Raw genomic sequence first — 15,285 nt, 5'->3', positions numbered from 1 at the left:
TCGCGGCGTCCTCTCCCTTTCGAATCCCTGAGAACACCTGGAGGCTCAATGTCGAGCGTCGAAGCAACCGAGGCGAAGCCTCAAACCCGAGCGGCCTCATACCGATGGCTGATTCTGGCCGCCTGCTGGGCCTCGTTCACCCTCACCTCGATAGACCGCTCCACGTGGGGCCCGGCCTCGGTCTTCGTCGGGGAGAACCTCGCGGTGCCGATCGCAGGCCTCGGGGCCTTCGCCACCGCCTACTACGTCGGCTATGTGGTTACGAACGTCTGGAGCGGCTTCGCCTCCGACGCGTTCGGGGGCCGCATCGTCCTGACGATCTCCCTGCTAGGGGCCGGCGTGACGATGATGCTGTTCGGCTCGGTCACGAGTGCCGCCGTCGGGATCGCCGTCCAGGCCGTCGTCGGCTTCTTCGCCGGGGCTGACTACGCAGCCGGAATCCGCCTGATCGTGAGCTGGTTCAAGTCCAAGGACCTCGGGCTCGCACTGGGCATCTTCACCACCGCGACGTCCATCGGCACTGCCGTGGCCAACCTCGTCGTGCCCGCGCTCATCACGGCCTCGGGGTGGCGCACCTCGTACCTGCTCTTCGGCGCCATCTCGGTCGTGCTCGCGATCGCTCTGTTCTTCACCCTCCGGCCGGGCCCGCTGCTGGCCGAGCGGCGCCAGATGGTCAAGGGCAGCTTCAAGCGCGATGCGGTGGGCCTGGTCCGCAACTCGAACCTTCTCCTGACCTGCCTGGGCGGATTCGGCGCCTTCTGGGGCCTGTACGGCTTCGTCACGTGGGCGAACGCGCTGATGATCAAGGGCAAGGGCGTCTCCCCCGTCACGGCCGGGCTGGTCGTCGCCATCGCCGCATTCGCGGCCATCGCGGCCAAGCCGGTCATCGGGTGGGTCTGCGACCGCTTCTTCGGCGGGGCCCGGAAGATCCCCTCGATCGTCCTGCTTGCCGTCTTCACCGCCCTCCTGATGGTGTTCGGCGCGCTGGACACCCCTACCGCGTTCCTCTGGGCCGCACCGTTCCTGGGGTTCGCCGCCTATGGCTGGTCGCCGCTGCTGGTCTCGCTCGTGCCGCGCATCGTGCCCGGGACGGTCTCGGGCAGCGCCTCCGGCGTGGCCAACGGAATCTGGCAGCTCGGCAGCGTCTCGGCCCCCTTGGTCGTCGGCGCCGTCTTCGCAGCCAGCCACTCGTTCGAGTCAGCCTTCCTGGCCCTCGCCGCGGGCCCCGTCGTGGGACTCGTGATCCTCTTCTTCGTCCGCGAACGACGGGCGGAGCAAACAGTCCAGTCTGCCGAGAAGGAGACAGCGTAATGCCCAAGATCGTATTCGTCCGCCCCGAGGGTGAAGCGCGAGAAGTGGAAGCCGCGGAGGGATCGAGTGCCATGCGCGCCGCCCTGACCGGCGGCGTCGAGGGAATCACCGCCGACTGCGGCGGGGAGGCCTCCTGCGCGACCTGCCACGTCTTCGTCGACGAGCAATGGCTGGTCCAGGTGGGCGAGCCCGGGCTCGACGAGGACGACATGCTCGAATTCACGGCCTGCACCCGCCAGCCCAACAGCAGGCTCTCCTGCCAGATCAGGATGCGCGACGAGCTCGACGGCCTGGTCCTGAACCTCCCGGAGTCACAGTGAACACCGGAACCGTCATCGTCGGGGCCGGCCAGTCCGGCGCACAGCTCGCGCTCTCCCTCCGAGAACTCGGCTACCCCAACAGGATCACCCTCATCGGCGACGAGGAGCACCTCCCCTACCAGCGCCCGCCCCTGTCCAAGGAGTACATGTCCGGGCAGCTCGCGGACTCGGAGCTCCCGCTCCGCACGGCCGACTACTACAAGAAGCACGCCATCGAAGTCGTCACCGCAGACCCCGCAGCCCAGATCTCCCGGGAAGACGCGACTGTCACCCTCGCCTCGGGCCGGCGCGTGCCCTACAGGCAGCTCGTGCTCGCCACCGGTGCCCGCAACCGCAGGCTGCCCTTTGAAGGCGGGGAGCCCGCCAACGTCCACTACCTCAGGACCAGGGACGACGCCGCACGGCTGCGTGAGGCCCTCGGCGGCGCCAAGAACGTCCTCATCGTCGGCGCAGGATTCATCGGCCTCGAGTTCGCCTCAGTGGCGCGCCTCGCCGGGGCCCACGTCACCGTCGTCGAAATGGCCGACCGCGTCATGGGCAGGGCCGTCTCCGAGGAGATCTCCGCCTACTTCGCGGCCCGCCACACGGCCTGGGGAACAGAAGTCCTCTGCAGCACCTCGATCGACGAGTTCCAGCGGGCCGAGGACGGCCGCGTCACCGCCGTCCGCATCGGGGACAGGACACTGCCCGTGGACCTCGTCCTGGTCGGGATCGGCGTCCTCCCCAACGCCGAGCTCGCCCAGGAAGCAGGCCTGGCAGTAGGCAACGGGATCATCGTCGACTCCGGCCTGACGACGTCGGACCCCGCCATCTACGCGATCGGCGACTGCGCCAGCCACCCCCGCCCGGAGACCGCAGGCCTTGTGCGGGTCGAATCCGTCCAGAACGCCGCAGACCAGGCGAGGTTCCTCGCCCGCCGGCTGTGCGGCCAGGGCGGCCACTACACCGACGTGCCCTGGTTCTGGAGCCACCAGACCGGCGACAAGCTCCAGATCGCCGGCCTCTCCCAGCCCACCGACACCACCGTCGTCCTGGGCGAGCCCGACACCGGCCGGTTCTCCATCGCACGGATCCGGGACGGCAGGCTCGCCGCCGTCGAATCGGTCAACAGCCCCGGCGACCACCTCGCCAGCCGCCGGCTCCTGGCCAACGGCGTCCACGTCAGCGAGGAACAGCTGCGCCAGCCCGGCTTCGCCCTCCGCAAAGCCATCCACACCGCCCCCGACGGGGCCACCACCGACCACCGACTCCTGGAAAGGACGACACGATGACCGACATCGCCACCGAGGCCGCGGACAGCCTCGTCGACATCGAGCGGGGCTACATCAGCCGCGAGCTCTTCGTCGACCCCGACCTCTACAAGGAGGAACTCGACAAGGTCTTCACCCGCGCCTGGCTGTTCGTAGGCCACGAGAGCCAAATCCCCAACAAGGGCGACTTCTTCACCTCCCGCATGGGCGAGGAATCGGTGATCCTGTGCCGCGACAAGGCCGGCAAGATCCAGGTCTTCCTCAACTCCTGCCGCCACCGCGGCATGAAGGTCTGCCGCTACGAGTCCGGCAACACCTCCCTCTTCACCTGCCCCTACCACTCCTGGACCTACACCACCGACGGCAAGCTGCAGGGCGTGCCCCAGTACCGCTCCCTCTACGAGGGCAACCTCGACCGCGAAGCGAACTCGCTCGTGGCCGTGGGCAGGATCGCCAACTACAAGGGCACCATCTGGGCCACCTGGGACAAGGACGCCCCCGACTTCCTCACCTACCTCGGCGACGCGAAGATCCACCTCGACCAGGCACTCGACTGCCGGGACGGGCGCGAAGGCGGCTCCGAAGTGATCGGCATCCACAAGTGGATCCTGCCCTCCAACTGGAAGTTCGCCGCCGAGAACTTCCTCGGCGACACCTACCACAACCCCAGCCACCGCTCCGTGGACCTCATCGGCATCGGCCCCAGCGCCGAGTCCGGGAAGAAGGGCCGCCGCGACGACGAGCTCGAGAAGGCCCAGCACATCTGGGTCAGCTTCCCCCAGGGCCACGGCGTCCACTCGGCCCTGCAGCCTACCGAGAACGAGTACATCGAGTCCTTCCTCGACAACCCCGTCCTCGAGGAGTACTTCCGCCACTGCTACGAGGAGCGCAAGGCCCGTCTGGGCGAAGAGGCCCGCCTCCTGCCGTTCGTCGGCTCGATCTTCCCCAACACCTCCTACCACGGACGGCAGCCCCGGGGGCTGTGCGCCTGGCACCCCCACTCCCCCACAAGCACCGAGGCCTGGCGGTTCTTCCTCGTGGACAAGGACGCACCCACCGAGGTCAAGGATTACCTGCGCCGCTACTACATGCGCTACTCGGGCCCGGCAGGGATGACCGAGCAGGACGACATGGAGAACTGGCTCTACGCCACCGCGGCGAGCACCGGCACGGTGGCTAGGCGCTACCCCTTCAACTACCAGCAGTCCCTCGGCCTCGCCCAGGACGGCTACGAGGGATACCGCGGCGACATCACCCTCCAGCCCACCGAGCAAATGGCCCGCGGCTACTACCGCACCTGGCAGAACTACATGCGCGGCGCCTCCTGGGACGCGATCCTGGGCGAGGCCAGCAAGTGAGCGAATCCAAGGTCGCGATCGTCACCGGGGGGACCTTCGGCATCGGCCGTGACATCACCCTCGGCCTGGCCCAGAAGGGCCACCGCGTCGTGGCGTTCGGGCTCGAGGCAGCCCAGGTCTCCAGCACGGCCGAGGGATCGGTGACCAGCCTGCGCTCGGAGGTGGAGCGGCGCGGCCTGAGCGTGGAGGTCCTCGATGCCGACGTCACCGATGCGGCGGCCGTCGCCGGAGTCGTCGACCATACCCTGACCCGCCACGGCAGGATCGACGCCCTCGTGAACAACGCCGCCATCGGCCCTCTCGGAACGGTCCTGGACACCGATGAGGAGCTCTTCGAACGGATCCTCTCGGTGAACCTCAAGGGCCCGTACCTGACCTCCCGCGCCGTACTGCCGCACCTGATCGAGGGCGGCGGCGGCTCCATCGTGAACATCGGCTCCGGCGCTGGCTGGGGGAAGCCGAACATGGCCGCGTACGCGGCCAGCAAGGGCGGGCTCTTCGCCCTCTCCGCCGCGACGGCCTACGACTTCTTCCACGACCGGGTCCGAGTCAACACAGTCGTCCCCGGCGGCGGCGGGATCGTCTCCGGGATCTCGCTCGGCCGCGTCGGCGGCGACGCGGCCTCGTTCGGGAAGGACGCCGCCGGCTCTGCCGCGGGACGCCCCATTGACGGGAACGACATCGCCAATGTCGTGGCGTTCCTCATCAGCGATGCGGCCGAGGCCATCTCCGGCACGGTCGTGGACGTGGGCTGCTTCTCCCACCAGGGCGGCCCCGTGAACAGGAAGAAGGAATCATGATCATCCAGGAAACCACCGAGGAAGCTCCCGCCGGGTACCGCCCCGCCCGGGACGACACCTACTACCACCTCAGGCCCGACCTCGAGGACTTCCTCTACAGAGAAGCCGAACTCCTCGACAGCCGCAGCTTCAAGGCCTGGCTCGACCTCTTCACCGAAGACGTGAAGTACTTCATGCCGATCCGGCGCAACGTCAAGTTCGGCCAGCACTCTGACCGCGAGAACACCCGCTCGGGGGAAGGAATCAGCTGGTTCGACGAGGACAAGTGGACCCTCGGCAAGCGCGTCGACCAGATCCTCACCGGCGTGCACTACGCCGAGGAGCCCCTCTCACGCGTCTGCCACATGGTCTCCAACGTCCAGCTCCTGGCCACCCGGAAGAACGAGGACGGCCAGCTCGAAGCCGAGGTGCGGTCCCGGTTCCTCGTCTACCAGAACCGCGTCGAGTACGAGACGTACACCTTCGTCGGGAAACGCACAGACCTGCTCCGCCTCACGGACGAGGGCTGGAGGATCGCCCGACGGGAGATCATCCTCGACCAGAACGTCCTGCTCGCTAAGAACCTCACCGCCTTCTTCTAAACCCACCACACACTCAAGGAACAGTCGATGATCAACGTGCTTGACCTCGCACCGGGGACCCGAATCGAACTCGTGGACGGGCGCAGGGCCACCGTCGAGGAGAACATGGGCGACGGCCAATGGGTCGAAGCCCTCGAAGACGGCGCCGAAACCAGCGAGCTCACCCACTCGCAGGACATCGCCCGCATCCTGCACGACTGAGAACCAAGGAGGGACCATGCTGCGCTTCGACCACATGCCCAGCGACTACAACCCGATGTTCCTCTTCCTCGGCAACCGCGAGGACCTCCAGGGACTGGCCGCAGTCCTCCGAGGCTTCGAACAGAACCCCGCGCCAGTCAGCGTCCGCCACGAACTGCCAGACGCCGGAGGCCACTCCCAGCTGACAATCATCCCAGGAGAGGGAAACGACGCACCCTACGGGCTCCGCCCCGCGACTGGGGACAACCAGTTCACCTGGATGCTCAACGCCTGGCAGGCCGGCCAGATCGCCGCTCGCGTCGAGGCGCTCACACCCAAGGAACTCAAGGCAGGGAACGACATCATCGAACTCGGCCTCGAAGGAGAGATTCCGGTGAAGGTTTCCAGAGGGGAGTTCACCGACAACTTCCTCACCCCCCGGCATCACCTGGACCCTGACTACAAGCCAGAAGCCGCAAACTAGGTTTAAGGCGGCCGCATTGCGAAGGTCCCGGGGACGGCGCCGTCCGTCCCCGGGACCTCGTCCGTGCATGGCAAGAATGTGTCGAAAACAGGGCCAAGTAGAACATAGCCGCGTACACGCCAACCTTTACAGGTCCATGCAGGCAAAGCCGCGGCTGCACGAGAGCATTCGGAGACTGTCTTTCGAAGGATCGTTAATCGGGCGGTCGGTGTTACCGTGGATGCGATTGGGGGGGAGGGCACAGTGTCATTGCTCGGGTGGATCTTGTTGGAGCGCTTCGCCCTCGCCGACGTGTGGATCCGCACGACGGTCAATGCGGGGGCACCCCCGGTGACCGCTCTGATTCTTCTTGCCCTGGTGGTTGCCCTGGCGATCCTCATGGCCAACACCTTCCGAGCGCTCCTCTGCACCCTTCTGGCCATGGGGGTCCGCCCCGCGGCCTCGGGTCTGGATGACCACTCTGGTCCGGGCTCCCTCTCTCTGGGCCGGTCGGCCCCCGTCGGCGGGATAGGTCCACGCGCTCCTGGCGGACGCCTTCGTCGCCCAGGGAGCGTCCAGGCAGCCATCTAGGAATCCGCGACCGCGGCCGACAATCTGGCCGCACACGGCCGGAACGTGCCACCCGCTGCATGGACTGCTCTCCTCGGGCGACGTGAGGACACTTCTCTGACGGCCGCCAAAAGGAGCCCATCGCCATGCCCCTCAATGCCCTTCATTCCTCACGCAATAAGCTCCCACGAGACCGCACACCGGCTCTCCGCAGGGTCGGACTGCTGCGGAGGCGAGCCCGTCGAGCCTTTCGACATGCGGCCATGCGAGTCACGCTGTTCGGTGGGTGGGTCTGGTTCGCGGCCGGCTCGCTGATCGGATTCGAGGCGTTCGACATTGTCTTCGGCACGTTCGCCCTCGCCCCCGAGCTCCTCCCGTTCGTGATCGTCAGCCTCGCACTCACCTGGTACTTCCGCGACCGCGTGCGACGAGCTTGGACACGCGCCCGCGCGTACCGGCGCCTCAGGCGCATGGATCGTGACCGCAGCTGACCCGTCCTTGGGCAACTTCGTCCCACGGCCAAATGCACCTCTTGGCGCGCGGAGCAACCCAACGCCCCACGGCAAGCCGGTCCCGAACCGCCTCGGCCATTTAGCGTTGCGATCGAGACGCTAAATAGCTCTGCGCTTCACACGTCCGGGCTGTCGGACCGGTGAGGCGTCTCGTATGCCGAGGGTTGCGAGACGCCCGCGAGCGCTCAGGAAGTCCCTCCGATTTCTCCACGTTCCAGGTGGGACCAGGGCTCGGTCACGCCCAAACGCAGGAGCCGACGTCAGTAGTCCGGGTTGCTGGGAATGATGAGGCCGGTCTCGTACCCGTACACGACTGCCTGCACCCGGTCGCGCAGGTGCAGCTTGGTCAGGATCCGCCGCACGTGGCTCTTCACGGTCGCCTCCGAGAGGAAGAACCGGTGGGCGATCTCGGCGTTGCTGAGTCCCTCGCAGATGGCGCGCAGCACCTCGAGCTCGCGTGGCGTGAGCTCCTTCAGGAGCGGATCCGGCACGGACACCGGCCCGTCCGCCGTGCCCCCGGCCGCTGAGGCGGACCCCGTCTGCGCCTGCCCGTTGCGCACATACGTCTCCAGCAGCCGCTGGGTCACCCGGGGGCTCACGACGGCGTCGCCGCTCGCCACGAGCCGCACCGCCTGGACCAGTTCGCCGGGCGCCACGTCCTTGAGGAGGAACGCGGACGCGCCGGCCTGGAGCCCCGCGAACGCATACTCGTCGAGGTCGAAGGTCGTGAGGATGATGACCCGGGCCGCCGCATGCTCGGCAGCGATCCGCCGCGTGGCCTCGATCCCGTCCATCACAGGCATGCGCACGTCCATGAGCACCACATCAGGGTCCAGGGAGCGCGCGAGCCGCACGGCCTCCTCGCCGTCGCCCGCCTCGCCGACCACCTCGAGGCCGTCCTCGGACTCGAGCACGAGCCGGAAGCCCATGCGCAGCAGAGGCTGGTCGTCCACGAGGAGGAGCCGCAGCGGCCTTCCCCCCTGCTCGGCCGCCGGGTCGCTGCCCACGGTTTCCCCCTCCATCAGCACATCCCCCTGCTCATGACGCCTCTGTCCACTGCAGCTCAGTCTCCACGACCCATCCTCCCCCGTCCCGCGGGCCGGCCCGCAGGGTGCCCCCGTACAGGGCCGCGCGTTCCCTCATCCCCGCGATCCCGCTCCCCGTGCCGAGGTGCGGCGCGGCACCGTCCGGAGGAGCGCCGTCGTTCTCGATGCGGAGCCGGACGGCCCCGTCCTGGCGCGCCACCAGGACGTCCGCGCGGCTCACCCCGCGCCCGTACCGCAGCGCATTGGTGAGGGACTCCTGGACGATCCGGTAGACGGCGAGTTGGAACGACGCGTCCGCCGGCGGCGGCGACCCCTCGAGGATCAGCGTGGCCGGGAGCCCTGCCGTGCGGAAGCCCTCCACGAGCGCGTGGAGGCTCTCGGTGCCGGGCGACGGCGCGAGGCTGGCTCCCGCCGTCTCCCGCAGCACTCCGAGGACGCGCCGCATGTCCGCCAACGCGGTGCGTCCCGTCCGGGACAGCTCGCCGAGCACCTCCTGCGCCCGCTCCGGGTTGCGGGGGACGATCTTCGAGGCCCCCTCGCTCAGGGCCACCATGACGGTGAGGGAGTGGGCCACGACGTCGTGCATCTCGCGGGCAATGCGGTTGCGCTCCTGGACCGAGGCGAGCTCGGCACGGCGGAGGGCCCACGCGCGGATCTCCGCCTGGTGCTCGCGCGTGCCCCGCACCCATGCACCGAGGCCCGTGGCGAGGAGGTTCATCAGCAGGAGGGACACGGCGGCGACCAGTCCCACGTAGCGCGCGTTCTCCGGGATCTGGTTCCCGTGTGGGCTCGTGTAGACGAACGCGAAGTACACGGACGAGGGCACGGACGCCAGCAGTGCGGCGCCGAAGGCCACGAGGGCCGGCACAGCCACGGCCACCGCGTAGAGCGCGAAGAAGATCGCGGCGCTGAGGGTGGAGCTGCTCGGTGACTGGTACAGCAGTGCCGCGTCGATCGCGACCGTGACGACGAGGACCGACCAGGGTGAGCGGCGTCGTGCGAGCAGGGCGATCTGCTCGAGGGCCAGCAGCACGAACTGCCACAACTGCCCACGGAGCGCGAACTCGATGAACAGCGGAACCGCGAGGAACGCCGCACCCGCCACCACGATCCAGTCCATGACCAGAGGGTGGTCGGCCAGATACGCGCGGACGCGGCCCCGCCGGGGCGGGACCGCGAGCGCGGCCGGGGTGCCGGATGCCTGCCCGGAACTGCCTCCCTGCACGGAGCTCCCTAGATGTCCCGCTGCCTGAGGGTGGTGAACGCGGCTCCGAGGAGCACCACCACGTATGCGGCGATGACGAGCGTGCCCTGCCACGGCTCGAGGAGGGCCGTGTTGAGCGGCGCGCTCGAGCCGGCCTCCATCATCGCGTTCGCGGCGTTCGTGGGGAGGTACTTGCGGGCCTCCTTGAAGAAGTCGTTCGGGATGAGCTGGAAGATGATCGGCAGGACGAACAGGAGGGCGACGAGCGTGACGATCGCGCCGGCGGAGTTGCGCAGGAGCGCGCCGAGCCCCAGGCCCATGAGCGCCACGGCGCCCACGTACGCGGCGCTCAGGAGCATGTGCCTCTGGACGTCCCAGCTGGCCATGTCGAGGTGCAGGCTGTAGTTGTCCAGGATCGGCTGTGCCACGAGGCCTCCGAGGTACGCGCCCACGTAGGTGAGCACGAATCCGAGGACGATGGCGTACACGGCCTTGGCGGCGAGGACCGGCCAGCGCTTGGGCACCGCGGAGAACGTGGCCCGCGACATGCCGGAGGTGAATTCGGCGCTGATCATGAGCACCGCGAGCGAGCCGATGATGAGCTGTGAGAAGGACACTCCGGCGCTCGGAAGCTGCGGCAGGAGGCTCGCCACGTTGACGGCGGCCTCTCCGGGGCGGCCTGTAGCCGCGCCGGACTGCTGGGCCTGGGACACCTGGCCGAATCCCCACCCCTGGAGCGCGGCGAAGCCGACCATGAGCACCACCGAGCACGCGAGCAGGATCCGGGTCGAGAGGAGCGAGAAGAGCTTGATGCGCTCCGAGGCCATGACCCGGAGGAAGGTGGGTCCGGCCTGGGCGGAGCCTGCGGCGCGGTGGGCGGGCTGGACTGCGGTGCTCATCGGGTCGCCTCCTGGTTCTGGGCGGGCTGGGCCTCGGGCTGAGGCGCGGGCGGGGCTGGCGGGGGGGTGCCGGCGCGCAGCGCGTGGCCTACGTCGGAGCGGTACTCGACGTCGTCCTTCGTGAGATCGAGGTAGGCCTCCTCGAGACTCGCGGTGAGCGGGGTGAGCTCGTAGACGAGGACGCCGTTGGCGAGGGCGGTCTGGGCGATCTCGCGCGGGCCGAGCCCGGAGACCTCGAGGAGCTCGCGTTCCTGGGTCTGGATGCTGACGCCCTCCCGCGCCAGGAGCGAGGCGAGCTGCTCCGGCGAGTCTGTGCGGACGCGGGTGCGGACGCGGCCCTCCCCTGCGAGGATCTCCTGGATCGGCGCGTCCGCGATGATCTTGCCGCGGCCGATCACGATGAGGTGGTCCGCCGTCTGGGACATCTCGCTCATGAGGTGGCTGGAGAGGAAGACGGTGCGGCCCTCGGAGGCGAGGTGCTTGACGAGGTTGCGCACCCAGAGGACGCCCTCGGGGTCGAGACCATTGACCGGCTCGTCGAGGATCACGACCTGCGGGTCGCCCAGCAGGGCTGCGGCGATGCCGAGGCGCTGGCCCATCCCGAGGGAGAAGCCGCGCACCTTCTTGCGTGCGACGGCGCCGAGGCCGGTCATCTCGATGACCTCGCTCACGCGGGAGTTCCGGATGCCGTGCGTCGCGGCCAGGGCGCGCAGGTGGGTGTACGCGGTGCGGCCGGGGTGGACGGCGCGGGCCTCGAGGAGCGCGCCGATCTCGCGCAGCGGCGCGCGGTGCCTGGCGTAGGGCTCGCCGTTGACCGTCACCGACCCTGCAGTGGGCGCATCGAGGCCCATGATCATGCGCATCGTGGTGGACTTGCCGGCACCGTTGGGCCCGAGGAACCCGGTGACCCGGCCCGGCTGAACGGTGAACGTGACACCGTCCACGGCCGTCTTGTTCCCGTAGACCTTGGCCAGGTCTTTCGCCTGGATCATGAGATTCCCTTCTGTGCTCTGCTGCATCCTGCTCTGAGGAGCGCTGCCTTTCGCATGCCTCCACGCTAGGCGCGGCGGCCGCCGACCGCGACGCCCGGGGGGATGAACTCGGGAGCAGATGCCCACGGGGCATCATCCGGAAGGATGACGCCGCGTGACGCATCCGTCCCTGTCGGAGCCTGGCGTCGGCCGTTACACAGCGCAGACATAGCCGCACGGCCTAGAGTCCTCGCGTGAACCGCCGAACCATCGTGATCAACAGCGCCCTGGGGGCCGCTGCCCTGCTTCTGAGCGGGGGGATCTGGGCGACCGTCTCTGCGACGGCCAGGCCCGCAGCCACCGTGAGCAGCAGGACGGTCGCCGTCTCGCGTGCCTCGCTCGACCAGACGGCCACAGCGTCCGGGAATGTGTCCTCGTCGACGACGACGAGCGTGGGCGCGGGCAACTGCGCTGGCCCGGTCACGGCGGTCAAGGTCTCGGTGGGCCAAGCCGTCAAGGCCGGGGACGAGCTCGTGGACCTCGATCCGACCAACGCCCAGAACGCGGTGGACTCGGCGCAGGCGCAGCTCGACGCCGCGAATGCACAGGCCGGCCAACAGGCCGCCAGTGCGGCGAATTCTGTGTCACAGGCGCAGCAGCAGCTCACGAATGCCCAGCAGACGCAGACCCTCGACGCCCAGCAGCAGTCCGCGGCGGTCGCCGCGGCCCAGAAGCAGGTGGACACGGACCAGTCGACTGTCTCCCAGGACCAGACGGCCGCCTCCGCGAGCCCCACGAGCACGCCGGCGGCCAACGCCCTCGCGGCCGCGCAGGCGCAGCTGACCAAGGACCAGCAGGCCCTCACCCAGGCACAGAACCAGCAGGCCTCCTCGGCCCTGAAGGACCAGCAGCAGATCGCCTCGGCGAGCGTCTCCCTCAGCTCCGCCCAGAACTCTCAGGCGAACGCCGCACCGGGCAATACCACGAGCGCCCAGATCGCCCTCAAGACCGCCCAGGCCAACCTCGCGGACTGCGTGGTCAAGGCGCCCGCGGACGGCACCGTGACCGCCGTCGGCGCCGTGGTGGGCGCCGGCGCGTCGGGAGGCTCCGCGTCGTCGTCCGGCTCGTCAGGCGCGACGGGCTCGGGCGGCAGCGCGGGCGGCTCGGGCGGCAGCGCGGCCTCGTCCGCGTCCGGAGGCTCCGGCTCCTCGGGGTCTTCCGCGGGCCTCGTGACCCTGACGGACACGGCCCACCTCCAGGTCACGGCGGCGTTCTCGGAATCCGACGTCGCGGCGATGAAGGCCGGACAGACGGCCACGCTCACGTTCCCGGCCCTCAAGGCCGACGCCGGTGCCCCGCCCGTCACGGGCAAAGTCACCTCCATCGCGGCGACCTCGACGACCACGAACGGCGTCGTCACCTACGCCGTGACCGTCTCCATCGCGAACCCGCCCTCGGCGGTGCGCCTCGGGGAGAGCGCCGCGGTCGCGGTGACGACGGCGTCGGCCGAGAACGCGCTCGTGGTGCCCACCCTCGCCATCACCACGGCCGGAACCCGCCAGACCGTGACCGTCCAGCGCAACGGGGCCGACACCCCCGTGGCGGTGACCACGGGCATCACGGCGAACGGGCGGACACAGGTCCTCACGGGGCTCAGCGACGGCGACCAGATCGTCCTGCCGAGCGTCACGGGCACCACTGACACGTCCACCCAGAACCCGCGCGGCCTGTTCGGTGGCGGGGGCTTCGGCGGTGGCAATGGCGGCACGCGAGGAGGCACGGGTGGCAACAGCAACTCCGGCGCCGGCCGCTGAGCCGGGAGGGGGCTACGGGCCCCTCCAGACCCGGGTGATGCCACCGCGGCAGCGGCCGGTGATCGCCCTCGAGGACGTGCGCAAGGTCTACGGCCAGGGCGAGGCCGAGGTCAGGGCGCTCGACGGAGTGAGCCTGACGATCGGACGCGGCGAATTTGTCGCGATTGTGGGCGCGTCCGGGTCGGGGAAGTCGACCATGATGAACATCATCGGGTGCCTCGACGCCCCGACCCACGGGCGCTACCTCATGGACGGGATCACCACGGGCGATCTGGGAGAGTACCAGCTCGCCCAGATCCGCAACCGCAAGATCGGATTCGTGTTCCAGAGCTTCAACCTCATCGCGCGCACGCGCGCCGTGGACAACGTCGCCATGCCGCTCGCCTACCGCAAGGTGCCCCGCCGGGAGAGGCACGCCCTCGCGCTCGAGGCGCTCGACGCCGTCGGCCTCTCCTCGCGTGCAGGCCACCTCCCCTCGCAGCTCTCGGGCGGCCAGCAGCAGCGCGTCGCGATCGCCCGCGCCCTCGTCGGCGAACCGGTGCTGCTGCTCGCCGACGAGCCGACCGGCGCGCTCGACACGCGCTCGTCGCACGAGATCCTCGACCTGTTCGACGCCCTGCACGCCCGCGGTCGCACCATCGTGATGATCACCCATGAGCCCGAGGTCGCGGCCCGCGCGGAGCGCGTGGTGCGCATGCAGGACGGGCGCATCATCGACGACTCGGCGTTGCGCAGCGTCGCTGGGGGCGCCCGCATCGGCGGCGGTGCGGCATGATCGCGGAGGCAGTGCGGTTCGCCCTCTCGGGGATCTCCGCGAACAAGATGCGCTCGGTGCTCACGACGCTGGGAATCGTGATCGGCATCAGCGCCGTCATCACCCTCCTCGCGGTGGGTGCGGGCACCTCGGACATGATCAAGGCGCAGATCGGGCGGCTGGGGACGAACGTGCTCACGGTGAACCGGGCGGTCGCGACCGGCGGCCGCACCACCGGCGGAAGCGCGACGGCGGCCCGCACCCAGTCGACGTTCCTCACCGTCGCCGACCAGAAGGCCCTCGACGATCCCGTCCTCGCGCCGGACATCGCCACGACGGCGCCCGTGCTGCAGGCACAGTCGGTGACGGCGACGCTCGGCTCGTCGACGCACTCCATCGCCTCGACGCTCGGGACGGCACCCTCCTACTTCGGCATCACCGCGTTCTCGGCGGCGGCCGGGCGCGTGCTCGACGACGGAGACGCCGGCCAGCGCGCCGTCGTGCTCGGCAACAGCGTCGCGGCCGACCTCGCACAGGACGTGTCGACGCTCGTGGGGCAGACCGTCTCCCTCAACGGCCAGGACTTCACGGTGGTCGGCGTGCTCGCCGCCAAGGGCACGAGCGGGCTCAACGATCCCGACGACGTCGCGATGGTGCCGATCGACACCGCCCAGGGGACCTTCACGGGGTACACGCAGAGCCTGTCCTCGATCGCCGTCCAGGCCCGCAGCGCGGACGTCATGACCCAGGCGCAGAACGAGATCGAGCAGATCCTCGACGCCCGGCACCGCGTCACGCCGGACAACCGCGACTACCAGGTGCGCAACCAGGCCCAGGTGCTCTCGACCGCGACGTCCACGACGCAGACCCTCACGATCCTGCTCAGCGCGGTGGCTGGCATCAGCCTGCTCGTGGGGGGCATCGGGGTCATGAACATCATGCTCGTGACCGTCACGGAGCGCACCCGGGAGATCGGCATCCGCAAGGCCATCGGAGCCACGCGGGGGAACATCGTCCTGCAGTTCCTGATCGAGTCCCTCATCATCTCGGTCCTCGGCGGCATCGTCGGGATCCTCATCGGCTTCGGTGCCTCCGCGTTCCAGGTCTTCGGCATCCAGCCGGAGGTCCAGTGGTGGACGGTGTGGCTCAGCGTGGCCGTGTCCGCCGGGATCGGCCTCGTCTTCGGCATCTATCCCGCGAACAAGGCCGCCAAGCTCCGCCCCATCGACGCCCTCCGCTATGAATAGAGCCG

Annotated in this window: 16 protein-coding genes; 12 read left to right on the top strand and 4 right to left on the bottom strand. The window is 69.3% G+C overall.

The window, feature by feature from the left end:
* The first annotated feature begins 48 nt into the window (after window positions 1-48).
* The 9 genes from IE231_RS13245 to IE231_RS13205 all read left to right on the top strand — a co-directional run bounded on the left by IE231_RS13245 (window position 49) and on the right by IE231_RS13205 (window position 7,324).
* Window positions 49-1,311 (top strand): MFS transporter, encoded by a 1,263-nt coding sequence (locus tag IE231_RS13245; protein WP_189694436.1) that lies wholly within the window; start codon window positions 49-51, stop codon window positions 1,309-1,311.
* Window positions 1,311-1,631, top strand: coding sequence for a 2Fe-2S iron-sulfur cluster-binding protein (locus tag IE231_RS13240; protein ID WP_189694435.1), 321 nt, complete (start codon window positions 1,311-1,313; stop codon window positions 1,629-1,631). Before IE231_RS13245 ends, IE231_RS13240 begins: the two co-directional genes overlap by 1 nt.
* Window positions 1,628-2,902 carry an NAD(P)/FAD-dependent oxidoreductase gene (locus tag IE231_RS13235; protein WP_189694434.1) on the top strand — a complete coding sequence of 425 codons (1,275 nt, stop codon included), beginning with the start codon at window positions 1,628-1,630 and terminating at the stop codon, window positions 2,900-2,902. The genes IE231_RS13240 and IE231_RS13235 overlap by 4 nt, the downstream gene beginning before the upstream one ends.
* Window positions 2,899-4,239 (top strand): aromatic ring-hydroxylating dioxygenase subunit alpha, encoded by a 1,341-nt coding sequence (locus IE231_RS13230; protein ID WP_189694433.1) that lies wholly within the window; start codon window positions 2,899-2,901, stop codon window positions 4,237-4,239. The genes IE231_RS13235 and IE231_RS13230 overlap by 4 nt, the downstream gene beginning before the upstream one ends.
* Window positions 4,236-5,039, top strand: coding sequence for an SDR family NAD(P)-dependent oxidoreductase (locus IE231_RS13225; RefSeq protein WP_189694432.1), 804 nt, complete (start codon window positions 4,236-4,238; stop codon window positions 5,037-5,039). The genes IE231_RS13230 and IE231_RS13225 overlap by 4 nt, the downstream gene beginning before the upstream one ends.
* On the top strand, window positions 5,036-5,620 hold the full coding sequence (locus tag IE231_RS13220; RefSeq protein WP_189694431.1) for a 3-phenylpropionate/cinnamic acid dioxygenase subunit beta: 585 nt from the start codon (window positions 5,036-5,038) through the stop codon (window positions 5,618-5,620). The genes IE231_RS13225 and IE231_RS13220 overlap by 4 nt, the downstream gene beginning before the upstream one ends.
* A 27-nt stretch (window positions 5,621-5,647) precedes the next feature.
* The gene (locus tag IE231_RS13215; protein WP_189694430.1) at window positions 5,648-5,821 is read left to right on the top strand and encodes a hypothetical protein; all 174 of its coding nucleotides are present in this window, start codon (window positions 5,648-5,650) and stop codon (window positions 5,819-5,821) included.
* A gap of 16 nt (window positions 5,822-5,837) precedes the next feature.
* Window positions 5,838-6,284, top strand: coding sequence for a hypothetical protein (locus tag IE231_RS13210; RefSeq protein ID WP_189694429.1), 447 nt, complete (start codon window positions 5,838-5,840; stop codon window positions 6,282-6,284).
* 812 nt (window positions 6,285-7,096) lie between these two features.
* Complete coding sequence (locus tag IE231_RS13205; protein ID WP_189694428.1) at window positions 7,097-7,324, top strand: hypothetical protein; 228 nt, start codon at window positions 7,097-7,099, stop codon at window positions 7,322-7,324.
* 281 nt (window positions 7,325-7,605) lie between these two features.
* Here IE231_RS13205 and IE231_RS13200 read toward each other — a convergent pair whose 3' ends face one another.
* Genes IE231_RS13200 through IE231_RS13185 form a run of 4 tightly spaced genes read right to left on the bottom strand, consistent with a single transcriptional unit; the run spans window position 7,606 to window position 11,486 of the window.
* Window positions 7,606-8,367, bottom strand: coding sequence for a response regulator (locus tag IE231_RS13200; protein ID WP_189694427.1), 762 nt, complete (start codon window positions 8,365-8,367; stop codon window positions 7,606-7,608).
* 16 nt (window positions 8,368-8,383) lie between these two features.
* On the bottom strand, window positions 8,384-9,616 hold the full coding sequence (locus IE231_RS13195) for a sensor histidine kinase (RefSeq protein WP_229866921.1): 1,233 nt from the start codon (window positions 9,614-9,616) through the stop codon (window positions 8,384-8,386).
* 8 nt (window positions 9,617-9,624) lie between these two features.
* Complete coding sequence (locus IE231_RS13190) at window positions 9,625-10,494, bottom strand: ABC transporter permease (protein WP_189694426.1); 870 nt, start codon at window positions 10,492-10,494, stop codon at window positions 9,625-9,627.
* Window positions 10,491-11,486 carry an ABC transporter ATP-binding protein gene (locus IE231_RS13185; protein ID WP_189694425.1) on the bottom strand — a complete coding sequence of 332 codons (996 nt, stop codon included), beginning with the start codon at window positions 11,484-11,486 and terminating at the stop codon, window positions 10,491-10,493. Before IE231_RS13185 ends, IE231_RS13190 begins: the two co-directional genes overlap by 4 nt.
* A 233-nt stretch (window positions 11,487-11,719) precedes the next feature.
* Here IE231_RS13185 and IE231_RS13180 point away from each other — a divergent pair, with 233 nt between their 5' ends.
* From IE231_RS13180 to IE231_RS13170, 3 genes are read left to right on the top strand one after another with little or no spacing between them, the layout of a single operon-like run.
* Complete coding sequence (locus IE231_RS13180) at window positions 11,720-13,279, top strand: efflux RND transporter periplasmic adaptor subunit (protein ID WP_189694424.1); 1,560 nt, start codon at window positions 11,720-11,722, stop codon at window positions 13,277-13,279.
* Complete coding sequence (locus tag IE231_RS13175; protein ID WP_304944928.1) at window positions 13,248-14,054, top strand: ABC transporter ATP-binding protein; 807 nt, start codon at window positions 13,248-13,250, stop codon at window positions 14,052-14,054. Before IE231_RS13180 ends, IE231_RS13175 begins: the two co-directional genes overlap by 32 nt.
* Window positions 14,051-15,280: an ABC transporter permease gene (locus IE231_RS13170; RefSeq protein WP_189694423.1), complete on the top strand. Its 1,230-nt coding sequence runs from the start codon at window positions 14,051-14,053 to the stop codon at window positions 15,278-15,280. The genes IE231_RS13175 and IE231_RS13170 overlap by 4 nt, the downstream gene beginning before the upstream one ends.
* Window positions 15,281-15,285 lie beyond the last annotated feature (5 nt).

Source organism: Sinomonas cellulolyticus (genome assembly GCF_014656475.1).
GTDB classification, from domain to species: Bacteria; Actinomycetota; Actinomycetes; order Actinomycetales; family Micrococcaceae; genus Sinomonas; species Sinomonas cellulolyticus.
This window is presented reverse-complemented; position numbering and strand designations above follow the sequence as displayed.

Bases quoted from the DNA above. Each gene is read 5' to 3' on its own strand.
- IE231_RS13230 (WP_189694433.1), top strand. From the start codon at position 2,899: ATGACCGACATCGCCACCGAGGCCGCGGACAGCCTCGTCGACATCGAG.
- IE231_RS13200 (WP_189694427.1), bottom strand. From the start codon at position 8,367: ATGGAGGGGGAAACCGTGGGCAGCGACCCGGCGGCCGAGCAGGGGGGA.
- IE231_RS13205 (WP_189694428.1), top strand. From the start codon at position 7,097: ATGCGAGTCACGCTGTTCGGTGGGTGGGTCTGGTTCGCGGCCGGCTCG.
- IE231_RS13190 (WP_189694426.1), bottom strand. From the start codon at position 10,494: ATGAGCACCGCAGTCCAGCCCGCCCACCGCGCCGCAGGCTCCGCCCAG.
- IE231_RS13220 (WP_189694431.1), top strand. From the start codon at position 5,036: ATGATCATCCAGGAAACCACCGAGGAAGCTCCCGCCGGGTACCGCCCC.
- IE231_RS13185 (WP_189694425.1), bottom strand. From the start codon at position 11,486: ATGATCCAGGCGAAAGACCTGGCCAAGGTCTACGGGAACAAGACGGCC.
- IE231_RS13170 (WP_189694423.1), top strand. From the start codon at position 14,051: ATGATCGCGGAGGCAGTGCGGTTCGCCCTCTCGGGGATCTCCGCGAAC.
- IE231_RS13215 (WP_189694430.1), top strand. From the start codon at position 5,648: ATGATCAACGTGCTTGACCTCGCACCGGGGACCCGAATCGAACTCGTG.
- IE231_RS13210 (WP_189694429.1), top strand. From the start codon at position 5,838: ATGCTGCGCTTCGACCACATGCCCAGCGACTACAACCCGATGTTCCTC.
- IE231_RS13245 (WP_189694436.1), top strand. From the start codon at position 49: ATGTCGAGCGTCGAAGCAACCGAGGCGAAGCCTCAAACCCGAGCGGCC.
- IE231_RS13240 (WP_189694435.1), top strand. From the start codon at position 1,311: ATGCCCAAGATCGTATTCGTCCGCCCCGAGGGTGAAGCGCGAGAAGTG.